General features: G+C 65.9%; 15 protein-coding genes. 12 read left to right on the top strand and 3 right to left on the bottom strand.

Going from position 1 to position 16,850, the window contains the following annotated elements:
- Positions 1–6: 6 nt before the first annotated feature.
- The 3 genes from tssK to tagH are packed head-to-tail and all read right to left on the bottom strand — an operon-like array spanning position 7 to position 3,246.
- Positions 7–1,341 (bottom strand): type VI secretion system baseplate subunit TssK, encoded by a 1,335-nt coding sequence (gene tssK / locus CAG46_RS20575; protein ID WP_025340310.1) that lies wholly within the window; start codon positions 1,339–1,341, stop codon positions 7–9.
- A 15-nt stretch (positions 1,342–1,356) separates the two neighbouring features.
- Positions 1,357–1,854, bottom strand: coding sequence for a type VI secretion system lipoprotein TssJ (gene tssJ / locus CAG46_RS20570; protein ID WP_025340311.1), 498 nt, complete (start codon positions 1,852–1,854; stop codon positions 1,357–1,359).
- 39 nt (positions 1,855–1,893) lie between these two features.
- Positions 1,894–3,246: a type VI secretion system-associated FHA domain protein TagH gene (gene tagH, locus CAG46_RS20565; protein WP_085619147.1), complete on the bottom strand. Its 1,353-nt coding sequence runs from the start codon at positions 3,244–3,246 to the stop codon at positions 1,894–1,896.
- Positions 3,247–3,642: 396 nt separating this feature from the next.
- Between tagH and tssA the strand changes: the two genes are divergently transcribed.
- The 12 genes from tssA (at position 3,643) to CAG46_RS20505 (ending at position 16,842) form a co-directional block, all read left to right on the top strand.
- A complete protein-coding gene (tssA, locus tag CAG46_RS20560; protein WP_085590758.1) occupies positions 3,643–4,680 on the top strand; it encodes a type VI secretion system protein TssA in 1,038 nt (345 codons plus the stop codon).
- Between the two features lie 72 nt (positions 4,681–4,752).
- The gene (gene tssB, locus CAG46_RS20555) at positions 4,753–5,268 is read left to right on the top strand and encodes a type VI secretion system contractile sheath small subunit (protein WP_025340314.1); all 516 of its coding nucleotides are present in this window, start codon (positions 4,753–4,755) and stop codon (positions 5,266–5,268) included.
- Positions 5,269–5,279: 11 nt separating this feature from the next.
- Positions 5,280–6,776 carry a type VI secretion system contractile sheath large subunit gene (tssC, locus tag CAG46_RS20550; protein WP_025340315.1) on the top strand — a complete coding sequence of 499 codons (1,497 nt, stop codon included), beginning with the start codon at positions 5,280–5,282 and terminating at the stop codon, positions 6,774–6,776.
- 185 nt (positions 6,777–6,961) lie between these two features.
- Positions 6,962–7,450 (top strand): type VI secretion system tube protein Hcp, encoded by a 489-nt coding sequence (locus tag CAG46_RS20545; protein ID WP_025340316.1) that lies wholly within the window; start codon positions 6,962–6,964, stop codon positions 7,448–7,450.
- A 70-nt stretch (positions 7,451–7,520) separates the two neighbouring features.
- The gene (locus CAG46_RS20540) at positions 7,521–7,961 is read left to right on the top strand and encodes a type VI secretion system amidase effector protein Tae4 (protein WP_025340317.1); all 441 of its coding nucleotides are present in this window, start codon (positions 7,521–7,523) and stop codon (positions 7,959–7,961) included.
- A complete protein-coding gene (locus tag CAG46_RS28945; RefSeq protein WP_178080718.1) occupies positions 7,958–8,398 on the top strand; it encodes a hypothetical protein in 441 nt (146 codons plus the stop codon). The genes CAG46_RS20540 and CAG46_RS28945 overlap by 4 nt, the downstream gene beginning before the upstream one ends.
- Positions 8,392–8,907 carry a type VI secretion system baseplate subunit TssE gene (gene tssE, locus CAG46_RS20530; RefSeq protein ID WP_025340319.1) on the top strand — a complete coding sequence of 172 codons (516 nt, stop codon included), beginning with the start codon at positions 8,392–8,394 and terminating at the stop codon, positions 8,905–8,907. The genes CAG46_RS28945 and tssE overlap by 7 nt, the downstream gene beginning before the upstream one ends.
- Positions 8,904–10,766, top strand: coding sequence for a type VI secretion system baseplate subunit TssF (gene tssF / locus CAG46_RS20525; protein WP_025340320.1), 1,863 nt, complete (start codon positions 8,904–8,906; stop codon positions 10,764–10,766). The genes tssE and tssF overlap by 4 nt, the downstream gene beginning before the upstream one ends.
- Positions 10,763–11,779: a type VI secretion system baseplate subunit TssG gene (gene tssG, locus CAG46_RS20520; protein ID WP_085619149.1), complete on the top strand. Its 1,017-nt coding sequence runs from the start codon at positions 10,763–10,765 to the stop codon at positions 11,777–11,779. Before tssF ends, tssG begins: the two co-directional genes overlap by 4 nt.
- Entirely contained in the window at positions 11,772–14,447 is a 2,676-nt protein-coding gene (gene tssH / locus CAG46_RS20515) for a type VI secretion system ATPase TssH (protein WP_085619151.1), read from the top strand. The genes tssG and tssH overlap by 8 nt, the downstream gene beginning before the upstream one ends.
- An 11-nt stretch (positions 14,448–14,458) precedes the next feature.
- Entirely contained in the window at positions 14,459–16,396 is a 1,938-nt protein-coding gene (locus tag CAG46_RS20510; protein ID WP_025340323.1) for a type VI secretion system tip protein VgrG, read from the top strand.
- Between the two features lie 11 nt (positions 16,397–16,407).
- Entirely contained in the window at positions 16,408–16,842 is a 435-nt protein-coding gene (locus CAG46_RS20505) for a DcrB-related protein (protein ID WP_075046100.1), read from the top strand.
- Positions 16,843–16,850 lie beyond the last annotated feature (8 nt).

The raw sequence follows: 16,850 nt of genomic DNA, 5'->3' as shown, positions 1-16,850 counted from the left end.
CGCGGGTTATCCTCGAATGGCCCAGAAGGCCAGGCTCAGGCCGGGGAACTCGCCGGCAACGTAGAAGGCAAAGCCACCGGAGTGTTGCAACTGCTTCCAGTGCTCGCTGCCCCGGTCGAGCTCGAAGTAGGTGGAGCCGGCATGGAACGGGATCTGCCGGGGCGCCACCGGCAACGGCAGCAGGCCGATGCCCGGCAGTTGCAGGTTGACCAGGTCGCGGATGTGCTCCACCGAGCCGATCTTGCTCTGTTGGCCAAAGCGGCTACGCAGCGTCTCGCTGGGCACATCGGCACGCACCACCAGGACGAAACTGGCGCTGTCGAGCAGGCTGCGGTCGGCAAGCATGCCAACGTGGATGCCGTAGGCCTTCTCGACGATGGGAATGGCCACCGCCTTGCTGTCGATCAGAGTCGACAAGGCCTCGCGCAAGGCGGCCATCACTGGCGCGAAGGTCGCCGCCAGGTCGTCGTGCTGATACACCGGGAAGCTGTGCGGGCGGCGGCCATCGCGGGTGAAGGTGGCGAACTCGCCAGCCAGGGCCACCAGCTCGCTGTACAGCCGCTCGGGGTGCAGCGGGCTCAGCTGGTTGAGGTGTTCGACCAGCGGCTGGGCGCGGTTGACCAGTTGCAGCAGCATGAAGTCGGCAATCTCCGACGCCCCGCCATTGGCCGAGGCGACCACCCTGCCCGCCAGCGCTTCGCCACGTTGGTGCAGCAGGCCCAGCAGCTCGCCGCAGAAGCCGGACAGTTGCTGGCTGGCCGCCACATCGAGCACAGGCGGGATGTAGCTGTCATCCACCACCAGCGCGCGGTCGGCGCGCTTTTCGCGGATGCGCAGCATGCCAAGGGCGGCGTAGTCGCTCAGGCCGTCCTCGCTGCGCAGCAGGCGCAGGGCGCGGCTGCCGAGGGCCAGCGGGGCACGGTTTTCGAACGGCGCGTTGTCGTCGCGCACCTCGCTGACACGGCTGACATAGCGGGCGCCAGCGACGGCTTCGCCCTCGTCGACGGTGTCGCGGGCCCCCGCCCGCTTGAGTGGCAGCCCCAGGTGGACAACGCCATCGCGCAGATCGTCGGGCACTTCCAGCGGCGCAGGTGGCAGGTCGTCGCGGGGGATGTCGAACGGCGTGCCGTCGGGCAGCAAGCCGCGGGCGCTGAGAATCGCCACCTTGCCCTGGGCAAGCAGGCCCTGGTCGAGCAGCAGCTCGGAGAAACCCCACGCGGCCACGCTCAGCGGCCGGTTGCGGGCGTCGACCAGGTGTTCGAGGTAGCGATCATGCTGTTGGAAATGCTGGGTCGTGATGAACATGCCTTCCGACCACACCACGCGATTGTTCCAGGACATGGGGACTCCGATTGCCTAGCGGGCAGGTTCAGGTTGTGGGGTGGCCACGGCGCTGCGCACGGCACGCACATCGAGGCTGATCTGATAGTCCCGCGGCGGCACCGGCAGCACGCTGCGCCACTGGGCCTGATCGATCTCGCGGTAACCGACCACCAGGCCGATGTGGCGAGTGGCAGGGTCGAGCGGACGTTCCAGGCGCAACTGGCCGCCGGGCTGCAACAGCACTTCGTCCTGGTCGATCAGGTCGGCGCCGAGGGTGGCCTGGGCGCGCTCGGCCAGGGCGAAGTAGTCGGCGCGGGCAAATGCGGCGCTGTTCTTCAACTCGTACAGGCGCACCCGTACCGGCGCAGGCGTGCCGCCAGGGCCCGGGTTCAGCCCCTCGGCGGCACTGAAATACAGGGTCACGGCTGCGCTGTCCGGTGCACTGTCGGCAGCGGGGGCAACCGGCGTGTCCTTGCTGCAGGCAGCCAGCAGCACCAGGCTCAGGGCTGCGACCAGTCGTATTGCTTTCATCCTTGTCCTCTTGACGTACCGTGGTCTTCCTGGGTGCGCTCAACTACGTTGCAAACGGCTGCTATGGGCCTCGTAGGCGCGGCTGAATTCGCGGCCGAACAGTTCCTGGAAATCGTCTTCGGCTTCACGGGAGATCTGCCCGTAAAGCTCGGTGAACTGCTGCCAGCAGTGGGCCTGGCGCGAGCCACCGAACAACTTGGCCAGCCCCGCCGCAGGTGCCAGGCGCTGCTCCAGGCGCGCCGGCTGGAAACACGCGAGCAGGTGCTTGATTGCGGCCTGCACGCCCGCCATCACCGCCAGCTGGTGGGCGCGCACATCATCGAAGCTTTCGCGCACGGCCTGGTCCGGCGCCATGAACGCCTGGTTACCGTGACGCAGCAACAGCAGCAACGCCTCGTCGGCATTGGGGGCGAACTTCAGCGGGTTGTTCTGCACCGGGGCGATAGTGGTCTGCTGCATGCGGAACTCGCCCTTCAGGCTGCTGCGTGCACGCAACACGTCGATCAGGCCCTCCACCATCAAGCGGTAGCTTTGGCCGATGGCCTCCATTTGCGCGGCGGCGTCGGCGGCGTCGATGCGCAGGTGCTCGATACCGGCGCCGCGCAGGAACGCCTGCAGCAATGCATCGCTGCTTGCGGCTGGCGCAGGTGCGACGACTGGTGCGCCTGCAGCAGGCTGTACAGGCGCTGCCGGAACGGCTGGCGCAGGCGGCGCAGTCGGGGTCGGGGCCGGCGTCTGTGCCGGTGCCGAGCCGAACAGGTTCCAGTCTTCGGGGATCATCCCCGGCGCAGCCGGTTCGGCGGCCGGGGCAGGCGCCACCACCGGGGTTGGCGGGCGGAAGTCGTGCTGCTGAGCCGGCACATGGTCGGGCTGGCTGACCGGCGGCACGCTCGAGGGGCCGAGGAAGTCGAACAGGTCAGGCAGCGTGTCGTGGTTCGACGCACCTTGCAGGAACGCAGCCGGCGCACCGGAAATCGGCGGAGCGGGAACGGCCGGGGCCGCCACCTGGTTGGCCATCAGCGCCTCGAAACTGTGTACCTGGGGTTCGCCCTCCAGGGCGCCAGGCAGGTTCGCCTCGATGCGCGCCTGTATCTCGTATTCCCCAATACGGATAACTTCGCCATCCAGCAACTGCTCACTGTTACCGCGACGCAAGCGAATACCGGCACGAACTAATTCCACACCGTTCGTACTGTCATCGGTCAAAAAATATCGCCCTTCCTTGAACTGGATCACACAATGCCGGGCCGATACCAACCGCTCGGGGTCAGGAAGTACCCAGTCATTGTCCGCCGCACGGCCAAGCGTGATGGCACCGGTTTCCAGCCGCATCTCCGGGCATTGCCCGGGAGTAATCTTGTGGTAACTAGTGATAGTTAGGCAAAGTGCCATCACGCCTCCATGCATCCATTTAAAACATCGATCCATCCATTTGAGTTGTTTTCCCACAACCACTCAAATACAGCTGTACCCCTTTATTCACGGGGGCTTCGTGCACACAACCGAACGTAAGACGGCTATTCAACGCTAATGCCGAGGCTAACCGAATGGAATCGGACGAGTGGTGCTCGGTAACTGCCAACGGATTCACAGCTGGCACTCGGGGGCGCGTAGCTTACCTTGACACTCGCGAATAAATAAACCATAAATGCGCAACTTCGAAGTGCCAAAATAATATCACCATGATATCACCCCGGCACTCTTTGGAAAGTTTGTGCGCCAGTTCACACTTGCAACTTCGCACAACAACACGCCCTCACCAAGGGCCGATATGGAGATCGAATTCTGGTGAACGCATCGCCGCTGCTCGCCGCTGTTTCCGCTGACTTTCCCTGCGGCGATGACCTCGAATATGACGCCGAGTTTCTGCAACTGGAGCGTGACGCCCAGGGCCGCCCCGAGCGCGTCATGGGCGACGCCGTCCAGCCTGCCGAGCCACCACAGTGGCGCGATATCGAGCAGGCAAGCACGACCCTGCTGCAACGCAGCAAGGACCTGCGCATCACCCATTTCCTGCTTCAGGCCAACCTGGCCCTGCACGGCCTCCCAGGGCTTGCCGCCAGCCTGGAACTGATCCGCGATCTGCTCGGCGAGTACTGGCTGCACCTGCACCCACAACTGGACGCCGCCGACGACAACGACCCTACGGTACGGGTCAACGCCCTGGCCGGCCTGGCCTGCGACACCAACATCGCGCTGCTGCGTGACGCCGTGCTGGTGCGCTCCCGTGCCTTTGGCCCGGTCACCCTGCGCGCGGCATTGCACGCCGCAGGCGTGCAGCATTTCGCCAGCGAACAGCTCAGCGCCGAGGAGCTGGCCGCCGCCCTGCGTGACGCCGACGCCGACCAGCTGCAGCAATGCCAAGAGGCGCTGCGGCTGGCCCGCGAGGCGGTGGACGCCATCGAGAGCCGGGTCAACGACCAGGTCGGGTCTGCCAGCGGTATCGATTTGTCAGCCTTGCGCCAGCCGCTGCGCCAGGTGCAGCAGGTACTGGCTGACTACTGCCCCGACGGGGCGGGCCCAGCCCCGCAAGCCGATGACACGCCGGCTGCCGAGCGCGATGACGAGCGGCAGGCGACCGCCAGTGCCGCCCCGGGCACACGGCCGGCTGCCCGCCCTGGTGAAGTCAACAGCCGCGAAGACGTGCAGCAGAGCCTTGACCGCCTGCTGCAGTACTACGCCCGCCACGAACCATCAAGCCCGCTGCCGGTACTGCTGCACCGGGCGAAGAAGCTGGTCCATGCCGATTTCGCAACCATTGTGCGCGACCTGATCCCCGATGGCTGGTCGCAATTCGAGAACCTGCGCGGCCCCGAGGACAACTGACGTCCTCGGCCCGCATCAACACCGACGCCCGCAACGAACAGCGCCGCCGTACCGGCGACCAGGAGGAACAACGTGGCGAAAGACAGCTCCCAGAAATTCATCGCGCGCAACCGTGCGCCGCGGGTGCAGATCGAATATGACGTCGAGCTCTACGGCGCCGAAAAGAAAGTCCAGTTGCCGTTCGTCATGGGCGTGCTGTCGGACCTTGCCGGCAAGCCGGCCGAACCGCTGCCAGCGGTGGCCGAGCGCAAGTTCCTGGAAATCGACGTCGACAACTTCGACTCGCGCCTGAAGGCGATGAAGCCACGCGTGGCCTTCAACGTGCCCAACGAACTGACCGGCGAAGGCAACCTGAGCCTGGACATCACCTTCGAGAGCATGGACGACTTCAGCCCGGCCGCCGTGGCGCGCAAGGTCGACGCCCTCAACCAGCTGCTCGAGGCCCGCACCCAATTGGCCAACCTGCTGACCTACATGGACGGCAAGACCGGTGCCGAGGACATCATCCTCAAGGCCATCAAGGACCCGGCCTTGCTGCAAGCCCTGGCCAGCGCACCGAAACCCGTCGACAACGAGCCCAAGGCCTGAGGAGACAGCCCATGAACGATCCATTGCGCGACGCCCAGGCCCAGCCGGGAGCGGCCACCCAGGACCCGAGCGAGTTCGCCGCCCTGCTGCTGCAGGAATTCAAGCCCAAGACCGAACGTGCCAAGGAAGCGGTCGAAAGCGCCGTGCGTACCTTGGCCGAGCAGGCCCTGGCGCAGACCAGCCTGGTGTCCAACGATGCCATCGGCTCGATCGAGCAGATCATTGCCGCCATCGACGCCAAGCTGACCGCACAGGTCAACCAGATCATCCATCACGACGACTTCCAGCAGCTGGAAAGCGCCTGGCGTGGCCTGCACTACCTGGTCAACAACACCGAGAGCGACGAGCAGCTGAAGATCCGCGTGCTCAACGTCTCGAAGACCGAGCTGCACAAGACCTTGAAGAAATTCAAGGGCACAGCCTGGGACCAGAGCCCGGTGTTCAAGAAGCTGTACGAGGAAGAGTACGGCCAGTTCGGCGGCGAACCTTATGGCTGCCTGGTCGGCGACTACTACTTCGACCAGTCGCCACCCGACGTCGAGTTGCTGGGCGAGATGTCGAAGGTCTGCGCCTCGATGCACGCGCCGTTCATTGCCGCCGCCTCGCCGACCGTGATGGGCATGGGCTCCTGGCAGGAGCTGAGCAACCCGCGCGACCTGACCAAGATCTTCACCACCCCGGAATACGCCGGCTGGCGCTCGCTGCGTGAGTCCGAAGACTCGCGCTACATCGGCCTGACCATGCCGCGCTTCCTGGCGCGTCTGCCTTATGGCGCCAAGACCGACCCGGTCGAGGCATTTGCCTTCGAAGAAGACACCGACGGCGCCGACAGCAGCAAGTACACCTGGGCCAACGCCGCCTATGCCATGGCCGTGAACATCAACCGCTCGTTCAAGTACTACGGCTGGTGCTCGCGCATTCGTGGCGTGGAGTCGGGTGGCGAAGTGCAGGGCCTGCCGGCGCACACCTTCCCCACCGACGACGGTGGCGTGGACATGAAGTGCCCGACCGAAATCGCCATTTCCGACCGCCGCGAAGCGGAGCTGGCCAAGAACGGGTTCATGCCGCTGTTACACAAGAAGAACACCGACTTCGCTGCCTTCATTGGTGCCCAGTCGCTGCAGAAGCCGGCCGAATACGACGACCCGGACGCCACCGCCAACGCCAACCTGGCCGCGCGCCTGCCGTACCTGTTCGCCACCTGCCGCTTCGCTCACTACCTCAAGTGCATCGTTCGCGACAAGATCGGCTCGTTCAAGGAGAAGGACGAGATGCAGCGCTGGCTGCAGGACTGGATCCTCAACTACGTCGACGGCGACCCGGCGCACTCTACCGAGACCACCAAGGCCCAGCACCCGCTGGCAGCCGCCGAGGTTGTGGTCGAGGACGTCGAAGGCAACCCGGGTTACTACAACTCGCGCTTCTACCTGCGCCCGCACTACCAGCTCGAAGGGCTGACCGTGTCGCTGCGCCTGGTATCGAAGCTGCCTTCGGCCAAAGGGGCCTGACAGACTTCGGGGCCGCTTCGCGGCCCTTTCGCGACGCAAGGCCGCTCCTGCACAGAGGGCCGACGTCGTGTGTTGAGTGAGAGACCGACGCAGCTTCTGTAGGAGCGGCCTTGCGTCGCGAAAGGGCTGCGCAGCAGCCCCAACTGCACCAAACCGCCAACCTGACGCGTAATACCGAGGACACCATGGCTGTAGATATTTTCATCAAGATCGGCGACATCAAGGGCGAGTCCCACGACAAGGCCCACAAGGACGAAATCGACGTGCTCAACTGGAGCTGGGGCATGTCCCAGTCCGGCAACATGCACATGGGCAGCGGCGGCGGCTCGGGCAAGGTCAACATCCAGGACCTGTCGATCACCAAGTACATCGACAAGGCCAGCCCCAATCTGATGGCCCACTGCTCCAGCGGCAAGCACATCGACAAGGTCAAGCTGACCGTGCGCAAGGCCGGGGGCGAGAGCCAGGTCGAGTACCTGATCATCAACCTTGAAGAAGTCATCATCAGCTCGCTGAGCACTGGTGGCTCGGGCAGCGACGACCGCCTGACCGAGCACGTGACCCTGAACTTCGCCAAGGTCACCGTGGACTATCAGCCGCAGAAAGCCGACGGCACCAAGGAAGGCGGCCCGATCAAGTACGGCTGGAACATCCGCTCCAACGTCAAGATCTGACCGACCGCGCCCGCGCCGCCTTGGCTGGCGCGGGCGTCTTCCCCCACCTCACCCGCTCACGGTGAACCCCATGGCCAAGCCTTCTTTCATCAACCTCTGGAATGCCTACCCGACCGACTCCTCGCCTTGCGACGGCGGCTGGGACAACCAGTGCGCCATCCGCATGAGTATCGCGCTCAACGGCGAGCACACCATCAAGGTGAACGCCGGTACCTACAGCGAACCACGTTGTGCCCATGGCCATGCCCGGGGTGCCGAATCGCTGGCCAACTGGCTGTGGAAGCACCATCTCGGCGCCCCGCTGCAACTGAGCGGCAGCGCAAGCGACCGCCTCAAGCTCGGCGAAAAGCGCGGCATCATCTTTTTCAAGGACTGCTTCGCCCGTGCCGGGCAGGCATTCGAAAACCGTACTGGCGATCACATCGATTTGTGGGACAGAGGCCGGGTCACGGGCTATTTCGCCGACCAGGCCCATCGTTCCAAGGCCGTCTGGTTCTGGGAGCTGAAATGAAACGTGCGCCCAAAGCCATGCCGGCCCTGCTGGTCGCGTTCGCCCTGAATGCCTGTGCACAGCCCCCCGCTCCGTCGTCGAACGCGGCGCCTGAGGTCAGCCTTGCCGGGAAAAAGCTCGTGCTGGTGAACCACGAAGGCCGCTGCGCGCTGCGCAAGGCCGATGCCTCGCTGTTGCAGTTGGAGATGCCCTGGCCCTGCCAGCTCAGCCCGGAGCGAGATGGCGGCAAGCCTCGCGTGGAGCAGTTCAATGGCTCGCAGATCATCATTGTCAGCCATGTGCAGCCAGACCCGTCACAACCCGGCCGTTGCGAAAGCCAGTACCAGGCGGTTCGCCAGCTGGGCGAGCGCCTGGAGCCTTCCATACTGGCACGTGGCGCCAGCTGCTCGAGCGGCCCTGTAGACCAGAAGAACTTCGTGGGGCTGTTCGAGTGGTAGCCGAAATCGCCGCCCGCGACCGCCTGCAGCCCTCGCTACTGGACCGCCTGACCGACGACGACCCGGGCAACCCGCAGGAAGCGCCGGACAAGCGCGTGCTCAGCCTGCACCAGCTCAAGGCCTCGGTACTGCGCGACCTCGCCTGGTTGCTCAACACCACTTCGCTGCTCGACAGCGCCGCGACCCTGGGCACCCCGGCCGGGGCTTCGGTGATCAACTATGGCCTGCCGGCCCTGGCAGGCAACAGCGCCTCGAACATCGACCTGGCCGCCCTGGAGCGCATCATCCACCAGGCCATCGCCACCTACGAGCCGCGCATCCTCGCCCATACCCTGAAGGTGCGTGCCCAGGCCGCACCCGGCGAGATGAATGCCAACGCCCTGAGTTTCGAAATCGAAGGTGACCTGTGGGCCCAGCCGGCGGCCTTGCCGTTGCTGCTGCAGACCGAGGTGGACCTTGAGTCCGGCCATGTGCGCGTGGCCCCTGCCGAACGCCGGAGGCGTGCATGAACCCGCGCCTGCTCGAGCTGTACAACCAGGAGCTGCAGCACATCCGCGAAAGTGCGGCGGAGTTCGCCCGGGAATACCCGAAGATCGCCGGGCGCCTGACGCTGTCCGGGATCGAGTGTGCCGACCCCTATGTCGAGCGCCTGCTCGAAGGCTTCGCCTACCTCACCGCGCGGGTGCAACTGAAGCTGGATGCCGAGTACCCGACCTTCACCCATAACCTGCTGGAGATCGCCTACCCGCACTACCTGGCGCCGACCCCGTCGATGACCGTGGTGCAACTGCAGACCGACCCCGACGAGGGTTCACTGGCCGCCGGGTTCCGCCTGCCGCGTGACAGCGTGCTGCGCGCCAACCTGGGGCGCAACTCGCAAACCCCGTGCGAGTTCCGCAGCACCCAGGACGTCACCCTCTGGCCCTTGCAGGTAGCCCGCGCCGAGTACTTCGGCAACCCCGGCGCGGTGCTCGGGCGCCTGGCCAGCAGCGTGCCACAAGCCCGCGCCGGCCTGCGCCTGACCCTGCGCAGTGGCGCCGAGGTGCCGTTCGCCAGCTTGCCGCTCAGCCATCTGCCGCTGTACCTCAACGGCGCCGACGAAACCCCGTTCCGCCTCTACGAGCAACTGCTGGGCAGCGCCTGTGCGGTGTTCGTGCGCCAACCCGGCGCCGATTGGGTGGAACGTATTCCGGTCGAACAGGCCCTGCGCCCGTGTGGCTTCGATGACCGTGAAGCGGCGTTGCCGGTGGTACCCCAGGCCTTCCAGGGCTACCGCCTGCTGCAAGAGTACTTCGCCCTGCCGCAGCGCTTCCTGTTCGTCGATTTTGCCGGGCTGGAGCAGGCCGTACAGCGCTGCACCGGCCAGACGCTGGAAGTGCTGGTATTGTTCGAACGCTTCGACCAGAGCCTGGAGAGCAGCGTCGGCGCGAGCCAGTTCGTACCGTTCTGCACTCCGGCGATCAACCTGTTCCCGCGCCGTGTCGACCGCCTGCACCTTTCCGATCGGGTGCATGAGCACCACGTGATCGCCGATCGCACCCGGCCCACCGATTTCGAGATCCATTCCCTGCAGCGGGTCACCGGCCACGGCACCGGGCCGGATCAGGAATTCCTGCCGTTCTATGCGGTGCGCGACCCGTCGCGCTACGGCCGCGACCAGGCCTACTACATCGTGCGCCGGGAGCCGCGGGTGCTGTCCAGCGACCAGCGACGCAATGGCACCCGCTCCAGCTACATGGGCAGCGAAACGTTCATCAGCCTGGTCGACGGCCAGCAGGCACCCTACCGCCACGACCTGCGCCAGCTGGGTATCAGCGCCCTGTGCAGCAACCGCGACCTGCCACTGTTCATGAGTGTTGGCGACGGGCGCAGCGACTTCAGCCTGGCCGACAGCGCACCGGTTGCCGGCGTGCGTTGCCTGGCCGGCCCGAGCCGGCCCAAGGCCAGCCATGCCCACGACAACCGCGCCTGGCGCCTGATCAGCCAGCTGTCGCTGAACTACCTGTCGCTGGCCGAGCACGGCCAGGGCGCCGCCGCCCTGCGCGAATTGCTGCGCCTGTATGGCGACCCGCAGGACAGCGCCCTGAACCTGCAGATCGACGGCCTGCGCGACGTCAGCAGCAAGCCCTGCACCCGACGCCTGCCGATGCCCGGGCCGATCGTTTTCGGGCGTGGCCTGGAGATCACCCTGACCTTCGACGAAAACGCCTTCCGCGGGACCGGCGTGTTCCTGCTCGGCGCGGTGTTCGAGCGTTTCCTGACCCGCTACGTGTCGATCAACAGCTTCACCGAAACGGTACTGCGCACCAGCGAACGCGGCGAGATCATGCGCTGGTCGGCCAAACCGGGGCGCAGGCCGACCTTATGAACACCTTGCAGGCCATGCAGGACGAGCCCTGGGCGTACGACTTCTTCCAGGCACTGCGCCGCCTCGAAGCGCAATACCCCGAGCTGCCACGCTTCGGTCATTCCCTGCGCCTGGCCGACGAGCCTGTGCGCCTGGGCCAGCGCCTGGACTGCGGGTTCGCCCCGTCGACCCTGGCCTCGGTCAGCGCCGACGGCAACCAGCCGGCGCGCCTGGAGCAGTTTTTCTTCGGCCTCGGTGGCCCCAACGGGCCGCTGCCACTGCACCTGACCGAATACATGCGCGAGCGCCAGCGCAACCATGCCGATTCGACCAGCAAGGCGTTCCTCGACGTCTTCCATCATCGCCTGCTGAGCCTGTTCTACCGTGCCTGGGCCGAAGCCCGACCGACCGTCAGCCACGATCGCCCGGGTGATGACTACTGGGCCGCGCGCCTGGCGGCGCTCAGTGGCCGTGGCCAGCCCGAACTGCAAGGCCAGGGCGCGCTGGCCGACACCGCCAAACTGCACTGGTCCGGCCACCTGAGCGCGCAAACGCGCTACCCGGACGGCCTGTGCAGCATTCTCAGCGGGTATTTCGGCGTGCCTGTGACGCTGGAAGAATACGTCGGCCAGTGGCTTGAGCTGCCCGAACGCAGCCAGCTCGGCGTGCGCGCCAACCGCCTGGGCATGGACCTTTGCCTGGGCCGCTACGCCTGGGACCGCCAGCACAAGTTCCGGCTGTGCCTCGGCCCGCTCAGCCTCGACCAGTACCACGCCCTGCTGCCTGGCGGACAGGCCTTCGTCGAACTGGCGGCATGGGTCGCCGAATACCTGGGCCAGGAACTGGACTGGGACCTCAACCTGATCCTCGCGCAGGACCAGGTGCCTGCGCTGCAACTCAATGCCGGCCAACGCCTGGGCTTCGATACCTGGCTCGGCCGCCCTCCGCACGATGCACGCGACCTGAAGCTGGCCCGGTACTACGCCGACCAGCCGGCCGCCGCCCACCATACAAGGAACCAGGACCATGGGTGAAATCAGCCGCGCCGCGCTGTTCGGCAAACTCAACAGCGTCGCCTACAAGGCCATCGAGGCCGCAACGGTGTTCTGCAAGCTGCGGGGCAACCCCTATGTCGAACTGGTGCACTGGCTGCACCAGTTGCTGCAACTGCAGGACAGCGACCTGCACCGTATCGTGCGCCAGTTCGATATCGAGCCGGCGCGCCTGGCCCGCGACCTGACCGATGCGCTGGACCGGCTGCCACGCGGTTCGACCTCGATCACCGACCTTTCCTCGCAGGTGGAAGAAGCCGTCGAGCGCGGCTGGGTATACGGCAGCCTGATGTTCGGCGAGAGCCAGGTGCGCAGCGGCTACCTGCTGGTCGGCATCCTCAAGACACCTGGCCTGCGCCATGCCCTGCTGGGGCTGTCGAACGAGTTCGCCAAGCTGAAGGTCGAGGCGTTGAGCGAACGCTTCGACGAGTACGTGGGAGACTCACCGGAAAACCACCTGGCCGCCACCGACGGCTTCAGCGCTGCGCAGCCTGGCGAGGCCAGCGGCGCCGTGGCGCCTGCGGTGATGGGCAAGCAGGAGGCGCTCAAGCGCTTCACCGTCGACCTTACCGAACAGGCCCGAAGCGGCAAGCTCGACCCTATCGTCGGCCGTGACGAAGAGATCCGCCAGCTGGTCGATATCCTCATGCGACGCCGGCAAAACAACCCGATCCTTACCGGTGAAGCCGGTGTCGGCAAGACCGCCGTGGTCGAAGGGTTCGCCTTGCGCATCGTCGCTGGCGACGTGCCGCCGGCGCTCAAGGACGTCGAACTGCGCAGCCTGGACGTCGGCCTGCTGCAGGCCGGCGCCAGCATGAAAGGCGAGTTCGAACAGCGCCTGCGCCAGGTGATCGAGGATGTGCAGGCCTCGCCCAAACCGATCATCCTGTTCATCGATGAAGCCCATACCCTGGTCGGTGCCGGTGGCGCCGCCGGCACCGGCGATGCCGCCAACCTGCTCAAGCCGGCACTGGCCCGTGGCAGCCTGCGCACGGTGGCGGCTACCACCTGGGCTGAGTACAAGAAGCACATCGAGAAGGACCCGGCCCTGACCCGCCGCTTCCAGGTGGTGCAGGTGGACGAGCCGAGCGAAGCCAAGGCGCTGCTGATGATGCGTGGGGTGGCATCGACCATGGAGCAGCACCACCAGGTGCAGATCCTCGACGAAGCACTCGAAGCCGCGGTCAAGCTGTCGCACCGCTACATCCCGGCGCGCCAGCTGCCGGACAAGTCAGTGAGCCTGCTCGATACCGCCTGCGCGCGCGTGGCCATCAGCCTGCACTCGGTGCCGGCCGAGGTCGACGACAGCCGCCGGCGTATCGAGGCGCTGGAGGTCGAGCAGGCGATCATCGCCCGTGAAGCCGCCATCGGTGTGCCTACCGGGCGGCGCCAGGCCCAGGCCGACACCCTGCTGGCCGAAGAGCGCCAACGCCTGGCCACGCTGGAAAGCCGCTGGGCCGAAGAAAAGGCCCTGGTCGACCAATTGCTGGCCACCCGCGCCCAGCTGCGCGACCAGGCCGGGGTGGTCGACCAGGACGCGCAGGTGCCAGGCAACCCGGAACTGCGCGAAACGCTGGCCGACCTGCAACGGCGCCTGAGCGCCCTGCAAGGCGAGAGCCCGTTGATCCTGCCGACCGTGGATTACCAGGCAGTCGCCTCGGTGGTGGCCGACTGGACCGGGATTCCGGTGGGACGCATGGCGCGCAACGAGATCGAGACCGTGCTCAACCTCGACAGCCTGCTGGCCAGGCGCATCATTGGCCAGGACCACGCGCTTGAAATGATCGCCAAGCGCATCCAGACCTCCCGCGCCGGCCTCGACAACCCGAACAAGCCGATTGGCGTGTTCATGCTCGCCGGCACCTCTGGCGTGGGCAAGACCGAGACCGCACTGGCCCTGGCCGAGGCGCTGTACGGCGGTGAACAGAACCTGATCACCATCAACATGAGCGAGTTCCAGGAGGCCCATACCGTCTCGACCCTCAAGGGCGCCCCACCTGGCTACGTCGGCTACGGCGAAGGCGGCGTGCTGACCGAGGCCGTGCGCCGCCGGCCGTACAGCGTGGTGCTGTTGGACGAGGTGGAAAAAGCCCACCCGGACGTGCACGAGATCTTCTTCCAGGTGTTCGACAAGGGCGTGATGGAGGACGGCGAAGGCCGCCAGATCGATTTCCGCAACACGCTGATTCTGCTCACCACCAACGCCGGTACCGAGCTCATTGCACGCACTTGCAGCGACCCACAAGCCCTGCCCGACCCGGACGCGGTGGCCAGCCAGCTGCGCAAGCCGCTGCTGGAAATCTTCCCGCCGGCGCTGCTCGGCCGCCTGGTGACCATCCCCTACTACCCGCTCAGCGACGCCATGCTCAAGGCCATCACCCGCCTGCAACTGGAGCGCATCCGCAAGCGCGTGGAAGGCACGCACAAGGTCGGCTTCGCCTACGACGAAGGGGTGGTGGAGCTGATCGTCTCGCGCTGTACCGAAACCGAAAGCGGTGGCCGCATGATCGACGCCATCCTCACCAACGGCCTGCTGCCGGACATGAGCCGCGAGTTCCTCACCCGCATGCTCGAAGGCAAGCCGCTGGCGAGCGTGCGCATCAGCCGCCGCGACAACGACTTGCACTATGACTTCGGCGCAGCCGACTGACAGGACGGACCATGCTGTTCACGCAGTTCACGCGCCTGGCGCAGATCAACAGCCCGTTGGGGCCGGACAAGCTGATCCTGGCCGAAATGGGTGGCAGCGACGAGCTCGGCCGCCTGTTCGACTATGAGCTGCAGCTGACCAGCGACGACCCGGCCATCGACCTCAATGCCCTGCTGGGCAAGCCGATGAGCCTGAGCGTGCAGCAGGGCCTCGGCACGTCACGTTACTTCCACGGCATCGTCGCCCGCTGCAGCCAGTCGGTGGACCAGGGCCAGTTCGCCAGCTACCGGGTCACCCTGCGCCCGTGGCTGTGGCTGCTGACCCGCACCAGCGACTGCCGCATCTTCCAGCACCTGAGCGCGCCACAGATCATCAAGCAGGTGTTTCGCGACCTGGGCTTTTCCGACTTCGAGGATGCCCTGAGCCGCAGCTACCGCGAACGCGAATACTGCGTGCAGTACCGCGAGACCAGCTTCGACTTCGTCAGCCGGTTGATGGAAGAGGAAGGCATCTACTACTTCTTCCGCCACGAAGCGCAGCGCCACGTGCTGGTGCTGGCCGACGCCTATGGCGCGCACCCGCAGGTGCCTGGCTACGAAAGCGTGCCCTTCTACCCGCCGGACGGGCAGCACCGCGAGCGTGACCACATCAACGACTGGCACCTGGCCCAGGAAGTCCAGCCAGGTTCCCTGGAGCTCAACGACTACGACTTCCAGCGTCCCAGCGCGCGCATCGACGTGCGCTCGGCCATGCCACGCCCGCACCAGGCCGGTGACTACCCACTGTACGACTACCCCGGCGCCTACCAGCAAAGCCAGGATGGCGAACACTACGCGCGCACTCGCCTGGAGTCGCTGCAGAGCCAGCACGAGCGGGTCGAGCTGCGCGGCAACGCCCGCGGCCTGGGCAGTGGCCACCTGTTCAGCCTCAGCGGGTTCACCCGCCAGGACCAGAACCGCGAGTACCTGATCGTCGGCGCCCGCTACTACGTGCATCAGGAGCGCCTGGAAAGCGGCACCGGCAGCAGCGCAGCGCAGTTCGAAAGCAACCTCAGCTGCATCGACGCACAGCAGAGCTTCCGCCCGCAGGGCAGCACCGTGCGGCCGATCGTCAAGGGCCCGCAAACCGCCGTGGTGGTCGGGCCCGCCGGCGAGGAGATCTGGACCGACCAATATGGCCGGGTGAAGGTGCACTTCCACTGGGACCGCCACGACCAGTCCAACGAGAACAGCTCCTGCTGGATCCGCGTATCGCAGGCCTGGGCCGGCAAGAACTGGGGCTCGATGCAGATCCCGCGCATCGGCCAGGAGGTGATCGTCAGCTTCCTCGAAGGCGACCCCGACCGGCCCATCATCACTGGCCGCGTCTACAACGCCGAACAGAGCGTGCCCTACGACTTGCCCGCCAATGCTACGCAAAGCGGCATGAAGAGCCGCTCGAGCAAAGGCGGCAGCCCGGCCAATTTCAATGAAATCCGCATGGAGGACAAAAAGGGCGCCGAGCAGATCTACGTGCATGCCGAGCGCAACATGGACACCGTGGTCGAGCAGAGCGAGACGCTGGCGGTCGGCATCAACCGTACCCAGACGGTGGGCATGCTGGAAACCATCACCATCGGCCAGGACCGCATCCGCGCCGTGCGCCGTGACGACATGTTGCTGGTCGGCGCCAGCAAGACCGATAGCGTCAGCACCAGCTACCTGATCGAAGTGGGCGAAAACCTGCGCCTGGTGTGCGGCAAGAGCGTGATCGAGCTCAACGCCAGCGGCCAGATCAATATCAGCTGCGAGCAGTTCAGCTTCCATGCCAGGCAGAACGGCGAGATCAATACCGACGGCACCCTCGACTTGAACGTCGGCAGCGGTGCGCAGACCGCGCCCGACAACCAGGGTGTGAAAAAGACCATCGACGACTCGGTGAAGGCGATCTTCTCCGGCTCCGACCAGTAACGAGACCTGTCATGAGTTATCGCGTCAACGAATTCCGCCTGGCCCTGCCCGATGCCGCCGTGCAGGACAGCAGTATCAACATCCTGCGTTTCGAGGCGCTGGCCACCTCGCTGATCATCAGCCGCAGCCTGCTGGCCGAAGGCGAGACCTTGCAGAGCAATTTCGACGGCCAGTTGCAGCGCCTGCAGCAGCAGGTCAAGGACCTGCGCATGCAGCCCGCCCAGGCGGTGCAGGTAGGCGCCGGGCAGGCGATCGCCGCCATCGAGCTGAGCAGCCAGTTCAGCAAGGGCCAGGAGAAGGTCTATCAGTACCAGCTGGCCCTGGTGCTGCCCGGCACGCGCAAGATGTTTGCCCTGAGCTACGTCAAGGCCAGCCCGCTGGGCGCGGCCGAAGCGGCGCACTGGGCAAGCATCAAGCAGTCGCTCGACTTCGACAGCCTGGGCTGATCGCGCAC

Origin of the sequence: Pseudomonas sp. B23(2017), assembly GCF_002113725.1 — a bacterium.
GTDB lineage: Bacteria > Pseudomonadota > Gammaproteobacteria > Pseudomonadales > Pseudomonadaceae > Aquipseudomonas > Aquipseudomonas putida_Z.
Note: the sequence above shows the minus strand (reverse complement) of the source record. Positions and strands in the feature narration are given on the sequence as shown.

Coding starts and splice junctions, on each gene's coding strand:
- tssK (WP_025340310.1), bottom strand. CDS start 1,341: ATGTCCTGGAACAATCGCGTGGTGTGGTCGGAAGGCATGTTCATCACG.
- tssJ (WP_025340311.1), bottom strand. CDS start 1,854: ATGAAAGCAATACGACTGGTCGCAGCCCTGAGCCTGGTGCTGCTGGCT.
- tagH (WP_085619147.1), bottom strand. CDS start 3,246: ATGGCACTTTGCCTAACTATCACTAGTTACCACAAGATTACTCCCGGG.
- tssC (WP_025340315.1), top strand. CDS start 5,280: ATGAACGATCCATTGCGCGACGCCCAGGCCCAGCCGGGAGCGGCCACC.
- CAG46_RS20545 (WP_025340316.1), top strand. CDS start 6,962: ATGGCTGTAGATATTTTCATCAAGATCGGCGACATCAAGGGCGAGTCC.
- CAG46_RS20540 (WP_025340317.1), top strand. CDS start 7,521: ATGGCCAAGCCTTCTTTCATCAACCTCTGGAATGCCTACCCGACCGAC.
- CAG46_RS28945 (WP_178080718.1), top strand. CDS start 7,958: ATGAAACGTGCGCCCAAAGCCATGCCGGCCCTGCTGGTCGCGTTCGCC.
- tssF (WP_025340320.1), top strand. CDS start 8,904: ATGAACCCGCGCCTGCTCGAGCTGTACAACCAGGAGCTGCAGCACATC.
- tssG (WP_085619149.1), top strand. CDS start 10,763: ATGAACACCTTGCAGGCCATGCAGGACGAGCCCTGGGCGTACGACTTC.
- tssH (WP_085619151.1), top strand. CDS start 11,772: ATGGGTGAAATCAGCCGCGCCGCGCTGTTCGGCAAACTCAACAGCGTC.
- CAG46_RS20510 (WP_025340323.1), top strand. CDS start 14,459: ATGCTGTTCACGCAGTTCACGCGCCTGGCGCAGATCAACAGCCCGTTG.
- CAG46_RS20505 (WP_075046100.1), top strand. CDS start 16,408: ATGAGTTATCGCGTCAACGAATTCCGCCTGGCCCTGCCCGATGCCGCC.